This is a genomic window from Microbispora sp. NPDC004025 (assembly GCF_053604425.1).
Genome location: NZ_JBSGHN010000001.1, coordinates 250,243 through 268,253, shown reverse-complemented (window position 1 = coordinate 268,253; position 18,011 = coordinate 250,243). Strand labels below are relative to the sequence as shown.

Annotated in this window: 13 protein-coding genes; 6 read left to right on the top strand and 7 right to left on the bottom strand. The window is 72.2% G+C overall.

Annotated elements, in window-relative coordinates; all coding sequences use genetic code 11:
* Window positions 1–149 precede the first annotated feature (149 nt).
* From ACWEQG_RS01145 to ACWEQG_RS01135, 3 genes are all read right to left on the bottom strand, one after another.
* On the bottom strand, window positions 150–344 hold the full coding sequence (locus ACWEQG_RS01145; protein WP_169979312.1) for a DUF3046 domain-containing protein: 195 nt from the start codon (window positions 342–344) through the stop codon (window positions 150–152).
* A gap of 69 nt (window positions 345–413) precedes the next feature.
* Entirely contained in the window at window positions 414–902 is a 489-nt protein-coding gene (locus ACWEQG_RS01140; protein WP_452280629.1) for a VOC family protein, read from the bottom strand.
* 46 nt (window positions 903–948) lie between these two features.
* Window positions 949–1,083, bottom strand: coding sequence for a hypothetical protein (locus tag ACWEQG_RS01135; RefSeq protein WP_452280628.1), 135 nt, complete (start codon window positions 1,081–1,083; stop codon window positions 949–951).
* Between the two features lie 126 nt (window positions 1,084–1,209).
* On the opposite strand from ACWEQG_RS01135, the gene ACWEQG_RS01130 reads away from it, so the two are divergent.
* Window positions 1,210–6,558 carry an Lhr family helicase gene (locus ACWEQG_RS01130; protein ID WP_452280627.1) on the top strand — a complete coding sequence of 1,783 codons (5,349 nt, stop codon included), beginning with the start codon at window positions 1,210–1,212 and terminating at the stop codon, window positions 6,556–6,558.
* Here ACWEQG_RS01130 and ACWEQG_RS01125 read toward each other — a convergent pair.
* Window positions 6,487–7,791: an MFS transporter gene (locus ACWEQG_RS01125; RefSeq protein ID WP_452280626.1), complete on the bottom strand. Its 1,305-nt coding sequence runs from the start codon at window positions 7,789–7,791 to the stop codon at window positions 6,487–6,489. The genes ACWEQG_RS01130 and ACWEQG_RS01125 overlap by 72 nt on opposite strands.
* 85 nt (window positions 7,792–7,876) lie before the next feature.
* On the opposite strand from ACWEQG_RS01125, the gene ACWEQG_RS01120 reads away from it, so the two are divergent.
* On the top strand, window positions 7,877–8,923 hold the full coding sequence (locus tag ACWEQG_RS01120; RefSeq protein WP_452280625.1) for a helix-turn-helix domain-containing protein: 1,047 nt from the start codon (window positions 7,877–7,879) through the stop codon (window positions 8,921–8,923).
* Between the two features lie 128 nt (window positions 8,924–9,051).
* Here ACWEQG_RS01120 and ACWEQG_RS01115 read toward each other — a convergent pair whose 3' ends face one another.
* Window positions 9,052–10,227, bottom strand: coding sequence for an ROK family transcriptional regulator (locus ACWEQG_RS01115; protein WP_452280624.1), 1,176 nt, complete (start codon window positions 10,225–10,227; stop codon window positions 9,052–9,054).
* A gap of 216 nt (window positions 10,228–10,443) precedes the next feature.
* On the opposite strand from ACWEQG_RS01115, the gene ACWEQG_RS01110 reads away from it, so the two are divergent.
* From ACWEQG_RS01110 to ACWEQG_RS01095, 4 genes are all read left to right on the top strand, one after another.
* On the top strand, window positions 10,444–11,775 hold the full coding sequence (locus tag ACWEQG_RS01110) for a sugar ABC transporter substrate-binding protein (protein ID WP_452280623.1): 1,332 nt from the start codon (window positions 10,444–10,446) through the stop codon (window positions 11,773–11,775).
* 3 nt (window positions 11,776–11,778) lie between these two features.
* Window positions 11,779–12,792 carry a carbohydrate ABC transporter permease gene (locus ACWEQG_RS01105; RefSeq protein ID WP_452280622.1) on the top strand — a complete coding sequence of 338 codons (1,014 nt, stop codon included), beginning with the start codon at window positions 11,779–11,781 and terminating at the stop codon, window positions 12,790–12,792.
* Entirely contained in the window at window positions 12,789–13,640 is an 852-nt protein-coding gene (locus tag ACWEQG_RS01100) for a carbohydrate ABC transporter permease (RefSeq protein ID WP_363471702.1), read from the top strand. The genes ACWEQG_RS01105 and ACWEQG_RS01100 overlap by 4 nt, the downstream gene beginning before the upstream one ends.
* A 119-nt stretch (window positions 13,641–13,759) precedes the next feature.
* Window positions 13,760–15,262 carry a glycoside hydrolase family 3 protein gene (locus tag ACWEQG_RS01095; protein WP_452280621.1) on the top strand — a complete coding sequence of 501 codons (1,503 nt, stop codon included), beginning with the start codon at window positions 13,760–13,762 and terminating at the stop codon, window positions 15,260–15,262.
* Window positions 15,263–15,355: 93 nt separating this feature from the next.
* Here the strand turns inward: ACWEQG_RS01095 and ACWEQG_RS01090 are convergent, their stop codons facing one another.
* On the bottom strand, window positions 15,356–15,991 hold the full coding sequence (locus tag ACWEQG_RS01090) for a hypothetical protein (RefSeq protein ID WP_452280620.1): 636 nt from the start codon (window positions 15,989–15,991) through the stop codon (window positions 15,356–15,358).
* A gap of 149 nt (window positions 15,992–16,140) precedes the next feature.
* A complete protein-coding gene (locus ACWEQG_RS01085; RefSeq protein WP_452280619.1) occupies window positions 16,141–18,000 on the bottom strand; it encodes an OmpL47-type beta-barrel domain-containing protein in 1,860 nt (619 codons plus the stop codon).
* Window positions 18,001–18,011 lie beyond the last annotated feature (11 nt).

The window sequence follows — 18,011 nt, the reverse complement described above, 5'->3', positions numbered from 1 at the left end:
ACGACGAGAGATGGCGAGCGGTGGATGGGCGCGCACGCGGAAAGAAGGCCGCCCCGGTCACCGAGGGGCCGGCGGAGAGGCCGGAGAGCGACGCCCGCCGGGCGGCACGGCGGTGGGCGCGAGAGGGGGGGAGGGCGCGTAAGAGGGGATCAGCGCAGTCTGGGGTCCACGTCGACCTCCTGGCAGACGGCCTGCCAGACCTGCTTGGCCCCCACGCCCTCCGCGAGGGCCTGCTCGACCGTGCGCCCGCCGAGCCCGGCGATCACATAGTCCTTCGCCCACGACTCCGCGTACGCCTCGCCGAAGTGGCGGCGCATCCTGTTCCAGAAGTCCGTGAGACGCATGCGTTCAGTATGACGCCGCGGCCGAGATGAGCCGTCCCGGCCGCGGCGGCCTCCTCGGCGGGGAGACGGCTACATCACGCGGCTGCCGTACATCTCGCCGAGCGGGTCGGCGAGCAGCTCCAGCCGGGCGCCGTCCGGGTCCCGGAAGTAGATCGAGCTGCCGCTCTCCACCTGGTACGGCACACCGGCTGCGTCGAGCTTGCCGCGCAGGCGCTCCCACGCCTCCCGCTCCACCGATATCGCGATGTGGTGGAGCCCTCCGAGGACCTCCTTGTACGGCTCCAGATCGAGGCCTGGGAGGTCGAAGAACGCCAGCAGGTTGCCGTTGCCGATGTCGAAGAAGAAGTGGTTGGAGCCGCGGTAGTCGCGGTTCTCGAAGATCTCGGTGAGCGGGAACTCGAGGAGCTCGTGGTAGAAGCGGATCGTCCGCTCGACGTCTGACGAGATCAGTGCGAAGTGGTGCAGGCCCCTCGCGCTGCTGGCGGCACGGCGCTCGCTCAGGTAGCGCTCGCGGATCCGCGAGCGCTCCGCCTCTATGGCCGCGTAGTCGATTTCCATACTCAGGAAGATTGTCCTGAGCGTGGCATGTCATGCCAGTTCCGGGTCAGGGAAGCAGCCATTTTCGCCATCCGATCCACTCCGCGCGTTCCGCTCGCATCGCCTCGTACCGGACCTGGTGGGCCTGGCGGGCCTGGTGGGCGAGGTCCTGCCGGTCGGTGCGGATTCTCCTGCCGAACATGTCGTGTTCCCTCCGTCGTAGGTGGAGTCGTGTCGTACGGAGATCAGCCTGCCGGGGCCGGCTTGCCCCGCACTTGCCTCTCACCTGGCGGCGGGATGGCTCGCGGCGTTTTCTGTCGGTGGCGGGATGCATGATGGGCAGGTGGGTTCGCTCGACGGCTTCAGCCCGGTGACCAGGGAGTGGTTCGCCGGCGCCTTCGCGACGCCGACCGCCGCTCAGGAGGGCGCCTGGTCGTCGATCGCGCGGGGCGAGAACACGCTCGTGGTCGCACCCACCGGGTCGGGAAAGACGCTCGCGGCCTTTCTGTGGGCCATCGACCGCCTCGCCGTCGAGCACACGGCCGGCCCTTCCGCGCCGGCGGGCATGGCGGCGGACGCCGCGGCGGGCATGGCGGCGCGGCAGGAGCGCCACGGCGGGTCCGAGGCCGGGCGGCACGGCGAGCGGCCCGGTGGCCGACGTGGCGCGCGACGCGGCCGTAAGGCCGACGGGGAGCCGCCCCGGCCGTGCCGGGTCGTGTACGTCTCGCCGTTGAAGGCGCTCGCGGTCGACGTCGAGCGCAACCTGCGGGCCCCGCTCACCGGCATCCGGCAGACGGCGCTGCGGATGGGCCTGCCCGCCCCCGACATCTCGGTGGCCATCCGCTCCGGGGACACCGCGGCAGAGGACCGGCGCCGGTTCGCCGCGCGTCCCTCCGACATCCTGATCACCACTCCCGAGTCCCTGTTCCTGATCCTCACCTCGCAGGCGCGCGAGGCGCTGCGCGGCGTGCAGACCGTGATCGTGGACGAGGTCCACGCCGTCGCGGGGACCAAGCGCGGGGCGCACCTCGCCCTGACGCTCGAGCGGCTCGACGCCCTGCTGCCCGCTCCGGCCCAGCGCATCGGGCTGTCGGCGACCGTACGGCCGGTGGAGGAGGTGGCGACGTTCCTCGGCGGGACCCGCCCGGCCACGGTCGTGCAGCCGCCCTCCGAGAAGGTCATCGAGGTCGACGTCGTGGTCCCGGTCGAGGACATGACCGAGCTCGCGCCGCCGCCGCCGGGCGCGGACGGCGAGTCGCCGGAGCACCGCAGGAGCATCTGGCCGCATGTCGAGGAGCACCTTCTCGACCTGATCGAGGCTCATCGGTCCACGATCGTCTTCGCCAACTCGCGGCGGCTGTCGGAGCGCCTGTGCACCCGGCTCAACGAGCTCGCCTGGGAACGGCGGGCCGCACCCGCGCGGAGCGAGGATCCGGGCGCGGGGGGTCCGGCCCACTGGTCGGAGGCCTTCGAGGAGTTGCACGCGCAGTGGTCGGACCGGCGCGACCTGCCCGGCCCCCCGCGCACGGACACCGGGCAGACCGACGCCTCGCCACCGGATCCGCGGCTCACGGACACCCAGCACGTGATCGCCGCACCGCCGGACGACGGACGCGTGGCCACCGGGCACGGCGAGGCCGGGCGGACGGACGGGCCACAGCCGGATGCCCTGCTCCCGCAGGTTGAGCGCGGGGACGGACGCGTGGACGCCCGGCACGGCGGCCCGGCCGTCATGCCGTCGGAGTACATGGCCCAGGCGGGGGTCTCGGGCGGCGCGCTGCCCGAGGTGGTGCGGGCGCACCACGGCTCCGTCTCGAAGGAGGAGCGGTCCCAGATCGAGGAGGCGCTGAAGTCGGGCCGCCTGCCCGCGGTGGTCGCCACATCCAGCCTGGAGCTCGGCATCGACATGGGCTCGGTCGATCTGGTCGCCTGCGTCGAGGCGCCGCCCAGCGTGGCGAGCGGGCTGCAGCGCATCGGCCGCGCCGGGCATCAGGTCGGGGCCGTGTCCCGAGGAGTGATCTTCCCCAAGTACCGGGGAGACCTGGTGCAGACGGCCGTCGTGGCCGAGCGCATGCGGACGGGACGGATCGAGGAGATCCGCTATCCGCGCAATCCCCTCGACGTGCTGGCCCAGCAGATCGTCGCGATGACCTCGCTCGACGAGTGGACGGTCGACTCGCTGGAGGCGGTGGTGCGCCGGGCCGCGCCGTACGCCACGCTGCCGCGCGGCGCGCTGGAGGCGACGCTCGACATGCTCGCCGGGCGCTACCCGAGCGAGGAGTTCGCCGAGCTGCGGCCGCGCATCGTGTGGGACCGGGTGACCGGCACCCTTCAGGGCCGCCCCGGGGCCCAGCGCCTGGCGGTGACGAACGGGGGCACCATCCCCGACCGCGGGTTGTTCGGCGTGTTCCTGGTGGGCGACAAGGCGTCGCGCGTCGGCGAGCTGGACGAGGAGATGGTCTACGAGTCCCGCGTCGGCGACGTGTTCGTGCTGGGCGCGACCTCGTGGCGCATCGAGGACATCACCGCCGACCGGGTCCTGGTCTCCCCCGCGCCCGGGCAGCCGGGCAAGCTGCCCTTCTGGCACGGCGACGCGCCGGGCCGCCCCGCCGAGCTGGGCCGGGCGATCGGCGCGTTCCTCCGCGAGCTGTCGGCGGCCGGAGCGGGTGGCCGGGGCGACGCGGCGAAGGCGCTCGGGCGGATCCGCGCGGCGGGCCTCGACGACTACGCCGCCGGCAACCTGCTCGCCTACCTGACCGAGCAGCGGGAGGCGACGGGCTATGTGCCCGACGACCGCACGCTCGTGGTCGAGCGGTTCCGCGACGAGCTGGGCGACTGGCGCGTGGTGATCCACTCCCCCTTCGGCGCGCGGGTCCACGCCCCTTGGGCGCTCGCCATCGGACGTCGGCTGCGCGAGCGGTACGGCGTCGACGTCCAGGCCGTCCACTCCGACGACGGCATCGTGCTGCGCGTGCCCGACACCTTCGAGGAGGCGCCGACCGACGTCGCGGTCTTCGACGCCGAGGAGATCGAGCAGGTCGTGGTCGAGGAGCTGGGCGGCTCGGCCCTGTTCGCCTCCCGGTTCCGTGAGTGCGCCGGGCGGGCACTGCTGCTCCCCCGCCGTACGCCCGGCAGGCGCAGCCCGCTGTGGCAGCAGCGCCAGCGGGCGGCCCATCTGCTCGGCGTCGCGAGCAAGTACGCCGGGTTCCCGGTGGTGCTGGAGACGATGCGCGAGTGCCTGCAGGACGTCTTCGACGTGCCGGGCCTCCTGGAGCTCATGCGGGACGTGGCCGCCCGGCGGGTGCGGGTGGTCGAGGTGGAGACCGCCCAGGCGTCCCCGTTCGCGGCGTCGCTGCTGTTCAACTACATCGGCGCGTTCATGTACGAGGGTGACGCGCCGCTGGCCGAGCGGCGGGCGCAGGCGCTCGCCCTCGACACCGCGCTCCTCGCCGAGCTCATGGGACAGGCCGACCTGCGGGAGCTGCTCGACCCGGATGTCGTGGCGGAGACCGAGCGGGAGCTGGCACGGCTGGACAGGCCGCTGCGTGACGCCGAGGACCTCGCCGACCTGCTGCGCTCGCACGGCCCGCTGCTCGCCCAGGACGTCTCGATCCGCGAGGGCGACCCCTCCTGGCTCGCCGGCCTCGAGCGGGCACGCCGGGCCATCCGGGTGCGCGTGGCGGGCCTGGAGCAATGGGCCGCCGTCGAGGACGCCTGGCGCCTGCGTGACGCGCTCGGAGTGCCGTTGCCGGTGGGCGTTCCACACGAGTTCCTCGAAGCACCGCTCGCAGGCGGGCCCGGCGGACCGGGCGGCACGCACGCCGCCCCCGATCCGCTCGGCGACCTGGTCGCACGGCACGCGCGCACCCGTGGGCCGTTCTCCTCCGGCACGGCCGCCGCGCGCTTCGGGATGGGCGTCGCGGTGGTGGACGACGCGCTGCGCCGCCTCGCGGCGGCGGGCAGGGTGGTCTCGGGCGAGTTCCGCCCCGGAGGCCGGGGCGAGGAGTGGTGCGACGCCGGAGTGCTGCGGCTGCTGCGGCGCCGGTCGCTGGCGCGGCTCCGCAAGGAGGTCGAACCGGTCCCCCCGGAGACGCTCGCGGCGTTCCTGCCCGCGTGGCACGGCATCGCCTCGCAGAGCGTCACGCCGACCGGTGGCGGGCCCGGCGGGAACGGCGGCAGGACCGGGCTCGCGGGGTCCGAGGGGGGGCACGCGGGTCCTGGGCGGCAGGCGGGCCACGGCTCCGCGCGGGCCATGGACGCTCTGATCACGGCGATCGAACGGTTGCAGGGAGCGACCGTCCCCGCCTCCGCGCTGGAGTCGCTGGTGCTGCCTGCGCGGGTGCCCGGATACAGCCCCGCCCTGCTCGACGAGCTGACCTCGTCCGGCGAGGTCGTCTGGGTAGGCCAGGGCTCGCTGCCCGGCGGCGACGGATGGGTCGGCCTCTACTTCGCCGACACCGCGCCCCTGCTGCTTCCCACGCCAGCCGAGATCACCATGACTCCGCTGCACGAGCAGATCCTGGAGATCCTCGGCGGAGGCGGTGCGCTGTTCTTCCGTGAGCTGTCCAGCCGCATCGCGGCGGCGGCGCTCGGCGAGGGCACGGCGCCGCCGGGCCCGGACGCCGCCTCGGCCCGCCGAGCAAGGATCCTCGGCCGCACCACCGGCACGGCGGGAACGCTCTCCGCACAGCCCGGCGCCACGGGGGTCCCCGCAGCACAGCCCGGCGCCACGACGCGACCCGGCACCGCGGGGACGCCCTCCGGACAGCCCGGCGCCGCCGGCACGGCGGCGAGCGCCGCCGTCGCGATGCCGGACGACATGACGCTCGCGGCGGCGCTGTGGGACCTCGTCTGGTCGGGCCGGATCACCGGCGACACGCTCGCCCCGCTGCGCGCGACGCTGGGCACCGGACGGCCCGCACATCGCCCGGCCGCGACCCGGCGCCGCCGCGCGGTGCTGCCGACAAGAAGCGGCCCGCCGACCGTGAGCGGCCGATGGTGGCTGCTGCCCGCGCCCTCGGCCGACGCCACCCAGCGGGCCCACGCGCAGGCCGAGGTCCTGCTGGAACGGCACGGCGTGCTGACCAGGGGCGGCGTCACGGCCGAGCGCCTGCCGGGCGGGTTCTCCGCCGTCTACCAGGTGCTGCGCGCCTTCGAGGAGAGCGGCCGGTGCCGCCGGGGCTACTTCGTCGAGGGTCTGGGCGCCGCCCAGTTCGCCCTGCCGGGCGCGGTCGACCGCATGCGCGCCATGTCGTCCACCCGTCCCGCTCCGGCCGAGGACCTGTGGTCGGCCCCCGCCCCGCCGCCGCCCCGCCATGCGGTCGTGCTCGCGGCGACCGACCCCGCCAACCCGTACGGCGCGGCCCTGCCCTGGCCGGACCGTACGGACGACGTGAGCCACAAGCCGGGCCGGAAGGCCGGCGCGCTGGTGGTGCTGGTGGAGGGCGAGCTGATCCTCTACGTCGAGCGCGGCGGGAAGACCCTGCTCTCGTTCGGGTCGGAGGAGGACCTGCGGCCCGCCGTGCAGGCCCTGGCCGTCGCCGTGAAGGGGGGAGCCCTGGGGAAGCTCACGGTGGAGCGGGCCGACGGCACCGCCATCACCGACTCACCCCTGGCGGAGGCCCTGGAAGCCGCCGGATTCCACCCCACTCCCCGTGGCCTGCGTATCCGCGGTTGACCGGGAGCCGGCCGACGTGGTGACGCCCGCGGCCCGCTTCTGGGCACGGTGCCGCGCCACGGCCGGCAGCAGGGTGCCGGCGGAGACGACGACGATGCCCGCGCCGAAGATCTGGAACGTCGCCGCCGCTCCCAGCCGGTGCACGACGAAGCCCGCGGCGACGGCGGGCAGTGAGATCGCGGCGTAGGCGACGACGTAGAAGGCGGCCATGACCTGAGCCCGGCCTCCTGGGGGCGCGGCAGCGCCGACGGTGCGCAGTGCGCCGAACATCGCGAAGCCGACGCCGATACCGATCACCACGCTGGCCGCGACGAACGACACAGCGCTGTCGGCGGACAACGACCAGGACATCGACGCGATGCCGCCGATGAGCGCGAGCGTCCCCCAGACGATCTGGACGGCCGGGGGCAGCGCCCGCGCGACCAGGGGCGGCACCGCCGATGCGCCCCCCAGAGCCAGGATGGCCAGGCCGGCCGCGAGCGGGCTCGTGGTGTGGAGGAGAGCGGGGGCCAGCGTCCCGGCGAGCCCCAGGTAGATGCCGATGATCGACCAGGCGCAGATGATCGCGAGGCCCGCGAGGACGAACGGCGCGAGAATCTGCCGTGGCACACCCGGTGCCGCGATCCGGAACCCGGAACGCGACTCCTGTGCCACGGTCTCGGGGACCGCCGTCATGCCCAGGAGCAGAACGATGACCAGCGCGGCGAGCACCACGAACGGAGTGACCAACGGCCCCGGCGCGAACTGCAGGAGCACCGCGCCGAGCAGGCCGCCGGCCCCGACGCCCAGGGCGCTGGCGACGACGTTGTAGAGACTGGCCGCGCCCGGATCGCGACCCTGGCGCAACTCGAGCAGGGCCGCGCCGGACGCGCTGATCGCGATGCCGGTGGCCAGCCCCTGCACAGCGCGGGCGGCGAACAGCCAGGCCGCGCCGGACGCGTACGCGAACAGGCCCATCGAGGCGAGCAGGCCGGCCAGGCCGGTCACGATGACCGGCCGGCGACCCCAGGTGTCGGAGACCCGGCCGAAGGCCAGCAGCGAGGCCAGCACCCCGAGGCAGTACGTCGCATAGATCAGGGTCACCGTGGAGGTCTGCAAGTGCCATCGGGCCGCGTACAGCCTGTACAGCGGAGACGGCACGGCCGACGCGGCGAGGCAGAGCCCGATGACCCCCGCCGTCAGGGCGAACGCCGGCCGTCTTGTGGACGGAGCAGTGGAAGTCGCGTTGTTCACGCTCATCAGCGTGACCGGGGCGCAGCGCGCGAACGAGTGGCAGAACTGCCGCTGTCCGTCAAAATCCTGCCGCTATGGTGAGCGCATGAGCGCCGATCCCGGCATCGTGGCCCTCGCCGTCACCGCGGGCATGCCGATATTCGAGCTGTCCATCGCCTGTGAGATCTTCGGAACCGAGCGCCGCGAGCTCGCCGATCCCTGGTACGAGTTGCGGCTGTGCGCGGCCCGGCCCGGGACGACACGTATGCAGAACGGGTTCGCGCTGCACACGCCCTACGATTTCCGCGCCCTCGGCACCGCCGGCACGGTGGTGGTTCCGGCGATCCCGGCGGACGACGTGCTCGCGGGCGACACGGCCCGCATGGACGACTCGGGGCTGCCGGAAGCACTGCGGACGGCGCACGCGAACGGCGCCCGGATCGTCTCGCTGTGCACGGGCGCCTTCGTCCTGGCCGCGGCGGGACTGCTGGACGGACGGCGGGCCACCACTCACTGGATGTACACCGCCATCCTCAGCGCGCGTCATCCCCAGGTGCGGGTCGACCCCGCCGTCCTCTACGTGGACGAGGGCGACGTGCTCACCAGCGCCGGACGCAGCGCGGGAATCGACCTGTGCCTGCATCTCGTCCGCACCGACCTCGGCGCCGAGATCGCCAATCAGGTCGCCCGGCGCATGGTCGTGCCCGCTCATCGGCCCGGCGGGCAGGCGCAGTACGTCGAGGCTCCGGTTCCCCCTTCCGGCGAGGACGGGCTGGCCCCCGTCCTCCAGTGGGCGCTCGAACACCTGCACCAGCAGCTCACCGTCGCGCAGATGGCCGCGTGGGCATCGGTGAGCACGCGCACCCTGGTCAGGTGGTTCCACGCGGCCACCGGCACGACGCCCCTGCGGTGGCTGCACGCCCAGCGCCTCGCGCGGGCCCGGCGCCTCCTGGAGACGACCGACCTGCCGATAGAGCGCGTCAGCCGCTTGTGCGGCATGGGCACGGCGGGAAACCTACGGCACCATTTCAACAGGTCGGTCGGCGTGACCCCGATGGAATACCGCCGGACGTTCCACAGCCGGCCCGGGCGCGGCGTGTCCACGAGCACGCTCGCCCCGTCGCACCACGCGGTCGCGCCGGTGGAGGCGTGAACCGGCACGGCTCACGCGGCGTGGACGGCGGCGGGTGCGGCGGGGTGTGGCGGGCCGCCGCGCACGGGGCCGCCTGGTGCGGCGGAGCGATCACGGCGGAGGGCCGGGCATGACGATTCGGCCGGCCGTCAGACCGTGTCCGAAAAGACCTCTTCACGCGCTCGGTCGAGTGCCGCGACGATCGCACCCATGAGAACGGGATTGCCCTCCACTCCGGTCGCCACCACTGTGGGGCGGCTCGGGCACACCCGGGCCACCGCCTCCTCGACGCGCTCCGCGAGGTGGGTCCCACCGGCCCTGCCCACGTCACCGCCGAGCACGACGAGTCCCGGGTCGAGGACCACGGCGACCGCCGCCACCCCGACCGCGAGCCGTCCGGCCAGGTCCTCGACGAAGGCCTCGTTGCCGGCGTCGATGGCCGTGCGGACCAGGCCGGCCACCCCGGGGTCCCGGACATCGGCGCCGGCGACGCCGTGCGTGCGGGCGAGGTTCCGCAGCGCCTCTCCTCCGACGAGGCGCTGGAAGGAACCGGTCTGCGGCGCGGTGACCTCGCTCGGCAGCGGCTCCCCGGGGACGGGCAGCCAGCCGATCTCGCCCGCGCCGCCGGTGATGCCGCGGTGCAGCCGGTTGCCGAGCATGACGCCGAGGCCCTGGCCCACGCCCGTCCACAGGATCACGAAGTCGTCGGCGCCCCGCGCGGCGCCGTACGTCTGCTCGGCGAGGGCCGCCAGGTTGACGTCGTTCTCGATGATCACGCACTCGCCGAGCAGGGTGCGCAGCCCGGCCAGGATGCCGACGTGCCAGGTCGGCAGGTCGACCGAGTACCGCACGTCGCCGGTGACCGGGTCCACCACTCCGCGCGTGCCGATGACGAAGCAGCGCAGCCGGGCCAGTTCTATCCCGGCGGTCCCGCAGGCCCGCTGGACGGCCTCGTGGACGATGCGCACGGGGTCACGGGCCTCGGTCGGGTCCACGGTCACCTGGGCGACGACCGTGCCCGTGATGTCGGCGACCGCGGCCGTGACGCTGTCCGGCAGCACCTCCAGGCCGGCGACGTACGCGCTGGAGGGGTTGACCCCGTACAACGCGGCGTTGGGACCGCGCCCGCCGGGGCGCTCCCCCGCGGCCGCGACCAGCCCGCGCGTCTCCAGCCGGGCCAGAAGCTGGCCGGATGTGACCTTGGACAGCCCGGTAAGCTCTCCCAACTCGGCCCTGGTGAGCGGGCCCCTGGAGATGAGGAGTTCGAGTGCCGCGCGGTCGTTGATCTGCCGTAGCAGCCGAGGCGTACCCGGTCGTTGAGGCACCGGCAGGTTCCCCTCTCGTCACGATCCGCTAACGCGGTCTTTTTTATAAGAAAGTTTCTTGTTAGTTTATCGCGTGCCAGCCCGGAGGCAACCGATCAGCCTCGGGACGCCATGAGCGCCGACCGAAAGGAGAGCGCCTTCCAGCAGGTGAGCGGCCCGCCGACACCCCCCATGAGGCGCACCCCCGACGCGAAGCCGGGAAGGGAGAGACCCACCGTGAAGATCGCTAAGATCGCGGCCGCGACCACCGCGACCGCCGCCCTGGCCCTGGGACTCGCCGCTTGCGGAAGCGACGACTCCGGAAGCACGACCGCTCCGGCGGCCTCCGCGGCCGCCAGCGGTCCCAAGTTCGCCGGCCAGACTCTTACCGTGTGGCGACTCGGTGCCCCCACCGACGTCTTCACCAAGTACATGGACGACCTGAACGCCGAGTTCAAGGAGAAGACGGGCGCCGAGGCGAAGGTCCAGTGGATTCCCTGGCCCGACGCCCAGAAGAAGTGGACCACCGCGCTCGCCGGCGGCGAGGGCCCGGACGTCACCGAGTTCGGCAACGACCAGGTCGCCGCGTGGGTGGCGCAGGACGCGCTCGCCGACATCACCGACGCCGTCAAGAACGACACCGAGCTCCAGCAGATCCCGCAGAACCTGTGGAGCTACGAGACGATCGACGGCAAGGTCTACGCCGTGCCGTGGGGCGGCGGCACCCGCGCGGTGCTGTACCGCAAGGACTGGTTCGACAAGCTCGGCATCGAGATCCCGAAGACCTGGGACGACCTGCGGGCCGCGGCCAAGAAGCTCGTGGACGAGCAGGGCAAGGACGTGGACGGCTTCGCCTTCAACGGCGGCTCCGACGCGAACATGTCCCTGTCGCCGTTCGTCTGGTCCGCCGGTGGCGACTTCGCCAAGTTCGAGGGCGGCAAGTGGGTGGGCCAGCTCACCCAGCCGGGCTTCAAGGAGGGCTTCCAGTTCTACACGGACCTGGTCGCCAAGGACGGCGTGTCCGGCAAGGGCCGCCTGACCCAGAACTCGGTCGACATCGCCCAGCGCTTCGCCGCCGGCAAGGTCGGCATGTACGTCACCGGCGGGTGGGACATCGCCGCCATCAAGGAGCAGAGCAAGGGCAAGGTCGACGAGTCGAAGATGGGCTTCTTCTCGCTGCCCGCCAAGGACGGCTCCGGCCCGGCTCCGGCCTTCCAGGGCGGCAACGACATCGCCGTCTGGAAGGACGCCAAGAACCCCGAGCTCGCCCTCGAGTACGTCAAGCTCGCCGCGGGCAAGGAGTTCGGCGTCCGGTACGCCAAGGAGGGCGGCCTGCTCCCGCTCTACCCCGACGCGCTCGCGGAGCTGGGCAGCGACCCCGCCCAGAAGCCGTTCACGGACACCTTCAAGGTCGCCAAGGGCTTCCCGGCCAGCCCCAACTGGGCGGAGGCCAACGACACCAAGGCCGTGCTGCAGAACGCGGCGCGTGAGGTGATCGAGGGCAAGAAGAGCGTCGACCAGGCTCTCACGGACGCGAACACCGAGCTTGAGACGATCCTCAACCAGTAGATCATGACTCAGACGCCAACCCTCGCCCGGGGCGGAGCCGACACCTCCGCCCCGCGGCGCAGTCGCAAGCGGGCGCGCAGGACGGGACTGCCCACCGGGGCGGTCCCCTACGTCCTGATCCTGCCCGGCCTCCTGGTCATCGGGGCCCTGGTGCTCTACCCGCTGTACCAGATGGTCGAGATGTCCTTCCACAAGGTGGGGCTCAGGCAGATCAAGGCCGTCAACCCCGCGCCGGCCGAGTTCGTCGGCATGGACAACTACTCGCAGATCTTCGGCTCGGACCTGTTCTGGTCGTCGCTGCGCAACACCGTGGTCTTCGCCGTCGTGACCGTCACGCTGACGCTCGTCCTCGGGACCCTCGTCGGCATGCTGCTCAACAAGCTCGGCCCGAAGATGTCGACCTTCGTGGTCGTCGGCATCATGGCCGCCTGGGCCACTCCGCCGACCGCTCAGGCCATCGTGTGGAAGTGGCTGTTCGACTCCGACTCGGGCGTCGTCAACTGGGCGCTGAACCTCCTGCCCGACTGGCTGTCGAACCTGTTGTTCGGCCGCGCCGACTGGAGCGGGTTCCCGTGGTTCAACGACACGCTCACGCTCTACTTCGTGTTCATCGTGACCGTGCTCTGGGCGTCGTTCCCGTTCATCGCGGTGTCGGTGCTCGCGGGGCTCAAGAGCATCCCCTCGGAGCTGTACGAGGCGGCGAAGATGGACGGCTCGGGCGCGGTCACCACGTTCCGGAAGATCACCTTCCCGCTGCTGAAGCCGGTGTTCTCGGTGCTGGTCGTGCTGTCGATCATCTGGGACTTCAAGGTCTTCACCCAGCTCTACCTGCTGGCCGGCGGCACGGTGAACCGCGACGCGTTCAACCTGTCGCTGTGGAGCTACGCCGAGGCGTTCAGCAGCCCGCCGAAGATGGGCCTGGGCGCCGCCATCGCGGTCGTGCTGACCGTGATCCTGCTGCTGATCACCTTCGTGTACGTGCGTCAGATCGTGAAGACGGAGGACGACATCCGATGAGCCCGCTCGCGCGCAGGAGGCTCGGACAGGCCGCGCTGAACACGGCCGGGATCGCGGTGTTCCTCTTCGCGGTCTTCCCCGTCTACTGGATGGTCGCCACGGCCTTCAAGCCGAACGACCAGATCTTCACCACGAGCTTCATCCCGTTCCCCAGCCCGCCCTCGATGGACCACGTCTCGCGGGTCTTCACCAAGGGCGTCGCCGGCCACTCCATCTGGCAGTACCTGCTCAACAGCACGCTCGTGGCGCTCAGCGCCGTCGTGCTCGGCGCGGTCTTCGCGCTGCTCGCGGCGACCGCTGTGGCCAGGTTCCGCTTCCGGTTCCGCACCTCGTTCCTGATCCTGCTGCTGATCGTGCAGATGGTGCCCGCCGAGGCGCTGCTGATCCCGCTGTTCACGATGGTCAAGCGGCTCGGTCTGTACGACCAGATGCTCGGCCTGATCGTCATCAACGTCGGCCTGACGCTGCCGTTCTCGGTCTGGATGCTGCGCACGTTCGTCGCGGCCGTTCCCAAGGAGCTGGAGGAGGCCTCCTGGATCGACGGCGCGGGCCGGTTCACCACGTTCTGGCGGGTGCTGTTCCCGCTGGTCGCGCCCGGCCTCGTCGCCACCAGCATCTTCGCGTTCATCACCACCTGGAACGAGTTCGTCTACGCCCTCACCCTCATCAGCGACCAGGGCAAGTACACGATGCCGGTCGCGCTGCAGTTCTTCGTCGGCCAGCGGTCGACCGACTGGGGCGGCATCATGGCCGCCTCGACCCTGATGACCATCCCGGTCCTCGTCTTCTTCCTGCTGGTCCAGCGACGGATGGTCTCCGGCCTCGTCGCGGGCGCGGTCAAGGGATAACCCCGCCGCCACCGGCATCCCCCCTCGTACGGCCGCCTGTACGACCACCGCGCACGGTGGCCGTACAGGCCGTGCCCGCGCGCCCTCCCCCGCACTGTCACCTAAGGAGCCGCGACACCATGTCCGCCACCCGCGACCCCCTGGCGGGGGCCGCCGACCTGTCCACGCGTACCGGCGACCCGGGCCTGCACCGGCTCGCGGCGGGCGCACTGCTGATCTCGTTCCGGGGCACGACCGCGCCGGAGTGGGTCATGCGCGGCCTGGAGGACGGCCTGGGCGGCGTCTGCCTCTTCGGATCCAACGTCGCCGGCGGCGAGCAGGTCGCCGCGCTCGTCGCCCGCCTGAACCAGGCGGGACGCCCGATCGTCTCCCTGGACGAGGAGGGCGGCGACGTCACCCGGCTGGCCTACCACACCGGGAGCGCCTACCCGGGCAACGCGGCGCTCGGCGCGGTCGACGACGTCCACCTGACCGAGCGGGTCTACCGCGCGATGGCCGCCGACCTGGTGCGCTGCGGGGTGAACCTCGACATGGGCCCGGTGGCCGACGTCAACACCGCCGACGACAACCCGATCATCGGCACCCGGTCGTTCGGCTCGTCACCCGGCCTCGTGGCACGGCACACGGTCGCCGCCGTACGCGGCCTGCAGTCGGCGGGGATCGCCGCCTGCGTCAAGCACTTCCCCGGCCACGGCGCCACCCACCAGGACTCCCACCTGGAGATCCCGATCGTGGACGCCTCGCTCGACCTGCTCAGGGAGCGTGAGCTCGTCCCCTTCCGCGCGGCGATCGAGGCCGGCACGAAATCGATCATGACGGCGCACGTGGCGGTCCCCGCGCTGACCGGAGACCGGCCCGCCACGCTGAGCGGGGAGGCGCTCACCCGGCTGCTGCGCCGCGAGCTGGGCTACGACGGCGTCGTGCTGACCGACGCCCTCGACATGCACGCGATCAGCCGGAGCGTGGGGCTCGCGGAGGGCGCGGTGCTGGCCCTGGCCGCGGGCGCCGACATGCTGTGCCTCGGGCCGCTGCCCACGCCCGAGGACGTGCGGCACATGGTGGCCCACATCGTGGACGCCGTCGCCGAGGGCAGGCTCGCGGCCGAGCGGCTGGAGGAGGCGGCGGCGCGGGTGGAACGGCTGCGCGACTGGTTCGAGACCGCACGGACGCAGGTGGCGGAGGACGATGTCGCCGGTCTCGACGCCGCCCGCCGCGCCGTGTCGCTGACGGGCTCGGCGGGGCCGCTGGTCGACCCGTTCGTGGTCGAGGTCGACACGCCGCCGACGATCGCGGTGGGCGAGGTGCCCTGGGGCGTCGCGCCGTGGCTGCCGCAGGCCGAGATCGTCCGGGTCACGCCGGAGGAGGCCGACGCCGCGGCGCTTCTCGGCCGGGCGCGGGACCGCTCGCTGATCGTGATCGTCAAGGACGCCCACCGGCACCCGGCCAGCCGGGATCTGGTCTCCGCGCTGCTCGCCGCCCGCCCTGACGCCGTCGTGATGGAGATGGGCCTGCCGATCTGGCGGCCCGGCGCCGGGGCCTACATCGCGACGTACGGCGCGGCCCGCGCCAACACGCAGGCCGCGGTGGAACTGCTGAGCGGTGGTCCCTTGGCGGTCAGGTAGCCGTCGTCGGCGTCGATCGCGGGTGGCTGTCCGGGTCGTGTGCCGGACTCGCACACGTCCCGGACGTCCACAGCGGGCGACGGCGTCCTCGGTTCAGGACTGGTTGAACAGCGAAAGGGTCAGGGTGGAGTGGTACTCGCCGGCGGCGACGTCGACGGCGGTGCGCAGGGCGAGGTCGGCGTTGACCTTCGAGGTGCCGATCTCGTCGGCGGAGTTGGCGGTCGAGACCAGCAGCTCCTGGCCCTCCAGACCCACCTCGGGAGCCCCGGTGCCGTCGGAGATGACACTGGAGACCGGCTCACCGGCCGAGACCGCACCGGTGGAGGAGTCGCTCAGCAGACGCGGCTTCCAGCCCAGGTACTCCGGGCCGATGGTCTTGGCCGGGTCGTCGGCCGCGACGAACTGGCTGGCCTGGCCCACGACCGCCCAGTACTCCCCGTCGGGGATCTCCTCGGGGGTGCGGGTGTCGGTCACCGTGACCGTCGGCAGGGTGCCGGTGAACTGACGGGCGGCGGCGTCGGAGCCGTTCTCCTGCAGGGACACCCCGTTGTTGTCGGCCACGGTCATCGACAGCTGACCCGGCGTGGTGGTGGGCTGGATGTTCACCGACACATCGATGCCGCTGCCGGGCTCGTCGTCGGCCAGCGCGGGACCGGCCAGACCGGCACCGGCGAGCGCGACGCCGAGCACCGACGCGGCGAGCACCTGCGTGGTCCTGGTGATTCTCATGTGATCGCTCCGTGAATGGGGGGCGGGGCCGGCCGGCTGGTCGGCCGGCCCCTGTTCACTGCGTTCCTGTGGCGGCGCCCAGCGCGTACACCGTGTCGTGTACACCGTGTCGTACACAGTGGCGTCCACCGTGGTCACCGCCGATGCGGTCAGCCGCAGCTGACCGCGGTGTAGTCGGCCTCGTAGGACGAGGTGACCTTCTTGCCGTCGATGAACGAGGTCCCCGTGACGGTGACCTTGCCCGCGTCGATCTGCTTGGCCCGGGTGTTGAAGGACTGGTAGGCCTGCTTGCCCGGAGCCACGTCCGCCACGGTCTTCTTGCCGAACGGGGTGTTCAGCTCGATCGTCGCCGGCACATCGCCGTCGTTGACCGCCGTGACCGCGACGTACGCCGACGTGCCCACGCAGCGGGACGCGGCGGTGACGGTCAGCGGCGTCTTGGCGGTCGGCGGCGCCACGACGACCGTGAACGTGGCGGTGGCGACGTCGGAGGTGTTGCCCGCCTTGTCGGTGGCCCGGTAGCTGACGGTGTGCTCTCCCGGCTGGTCGATCACGAGCGGCTTGGTGTACAGCGCGAACGGCTGCCCGTCGGCCGAGTATTCGATCGTGTCCACGCCGGAGCCGGAGTCGGTCGCGGTGATCGTCAGCGTGGCCGAGCCCACGTAGTTCCAGGCCCAGTCCATGGTGCCGGTGAGCTGCCCCGACACCGTCGGCGGGGTGGTGTCGTCCTGCCTCGGCGCCGCCACGGTGAAGGTCACCGACCCCGCCTCCGAGGCGTTGCCGGCCTTGTCGGCGGCCCGGTACCGCACCGTGTGCTTGCCGACCTGGTTAACCGACACCGGAGCCGTGTAGGCCTGGAACGCCCCGTCGTCCAGCGAGTACTCCACCTTGTCCACGCCGGACTCGGTGTCGGTCGCGGTGATCGTCACCGTGGCGGAGCTCACGTAGTTGCCGTCGGCGTCCTTGGTGCCCGACACCGACGCCGACACTGTCGGCGGGGTGGTGTCCTTCGGCCCCGAGTCCGCGACCGTGAAGGCCACCGATTCGACGTTGGAGGTGTTGCCGGCCTTGTCGGTGGCCCGGTAGCTCACGGTGTGCTTGCCCGGCTGGTTCACCTCGAGCGCCTTGGTGTACAGCGCGAACGGCTGCCCGTCGATCGAGTACTCGGTCGTGTCCACCCCGGACTCGCCGTCGGTCGCCGTGATCGTGACAGTGGCGGAGCCGACGTAGTTGCCGTCGCCGTCCTTGTCACCCGTCACCTGCGCCGACACCGTCGGCGCGGTCGTGTCCTTGGCCGGCGGCGCGACCACCTTGAACGACACCGACGCCACGGCCGAGGCGTTGCCCGCCTTGTCGGTCGCCCGGTACTGCACCGTGTGGGAGCCCACCTGGTTCACCGACACCGGAGCCGAGTACGTCGTGAACGCCCCGCCGTCCAGGGCGTACTCCACCTTGTCCACACCCGACTCGCTGTCGGTCGCCGATACCGTGACCGTCGCGGAACCGACGTAGTTGCCGTCGGCGTCCTTCTCGCCCGACACGTTGGCGGACACCTGCGGTGCGGTCGTGTCGGTGGGGCCGCCGGGGGTGACCACGAGCTCACCCACCATCGCCGAGTGACCGGGGATCGCGCAGAAGAAGCGGTACGTGCCAGGGGTGAGGTTCACCTGAACCTCGTGCCGGCCGCCGTTCACGTCGAACGGGCTGGCGATGATGTTGACTTTGACGTCGTTGTTGTATTCGGGCGACGTCGAGTCGAAGGTCAGCGTGTGCGTCATCCCGAACGTGCTGCCGGTCGCCATGCTGTTCTCGAAGACGATCGTCGTGGGTCCCGCGACCGCCGTGGTCGGCGCGGTCTTGTACGCCGTCATGCTGTTGTCGGCGGTCCACGTGAGCACCTGTGCCGCGGCCTGGTTGACCTGCGGCCCGGGGTCGGGCTGCGGCGCGGCGGCCTTCGCCGGCGACAGCCACAGCGCCGGAAGCGCCACGCACAACAGCAGCAGTGCCACGGTGACGCCCA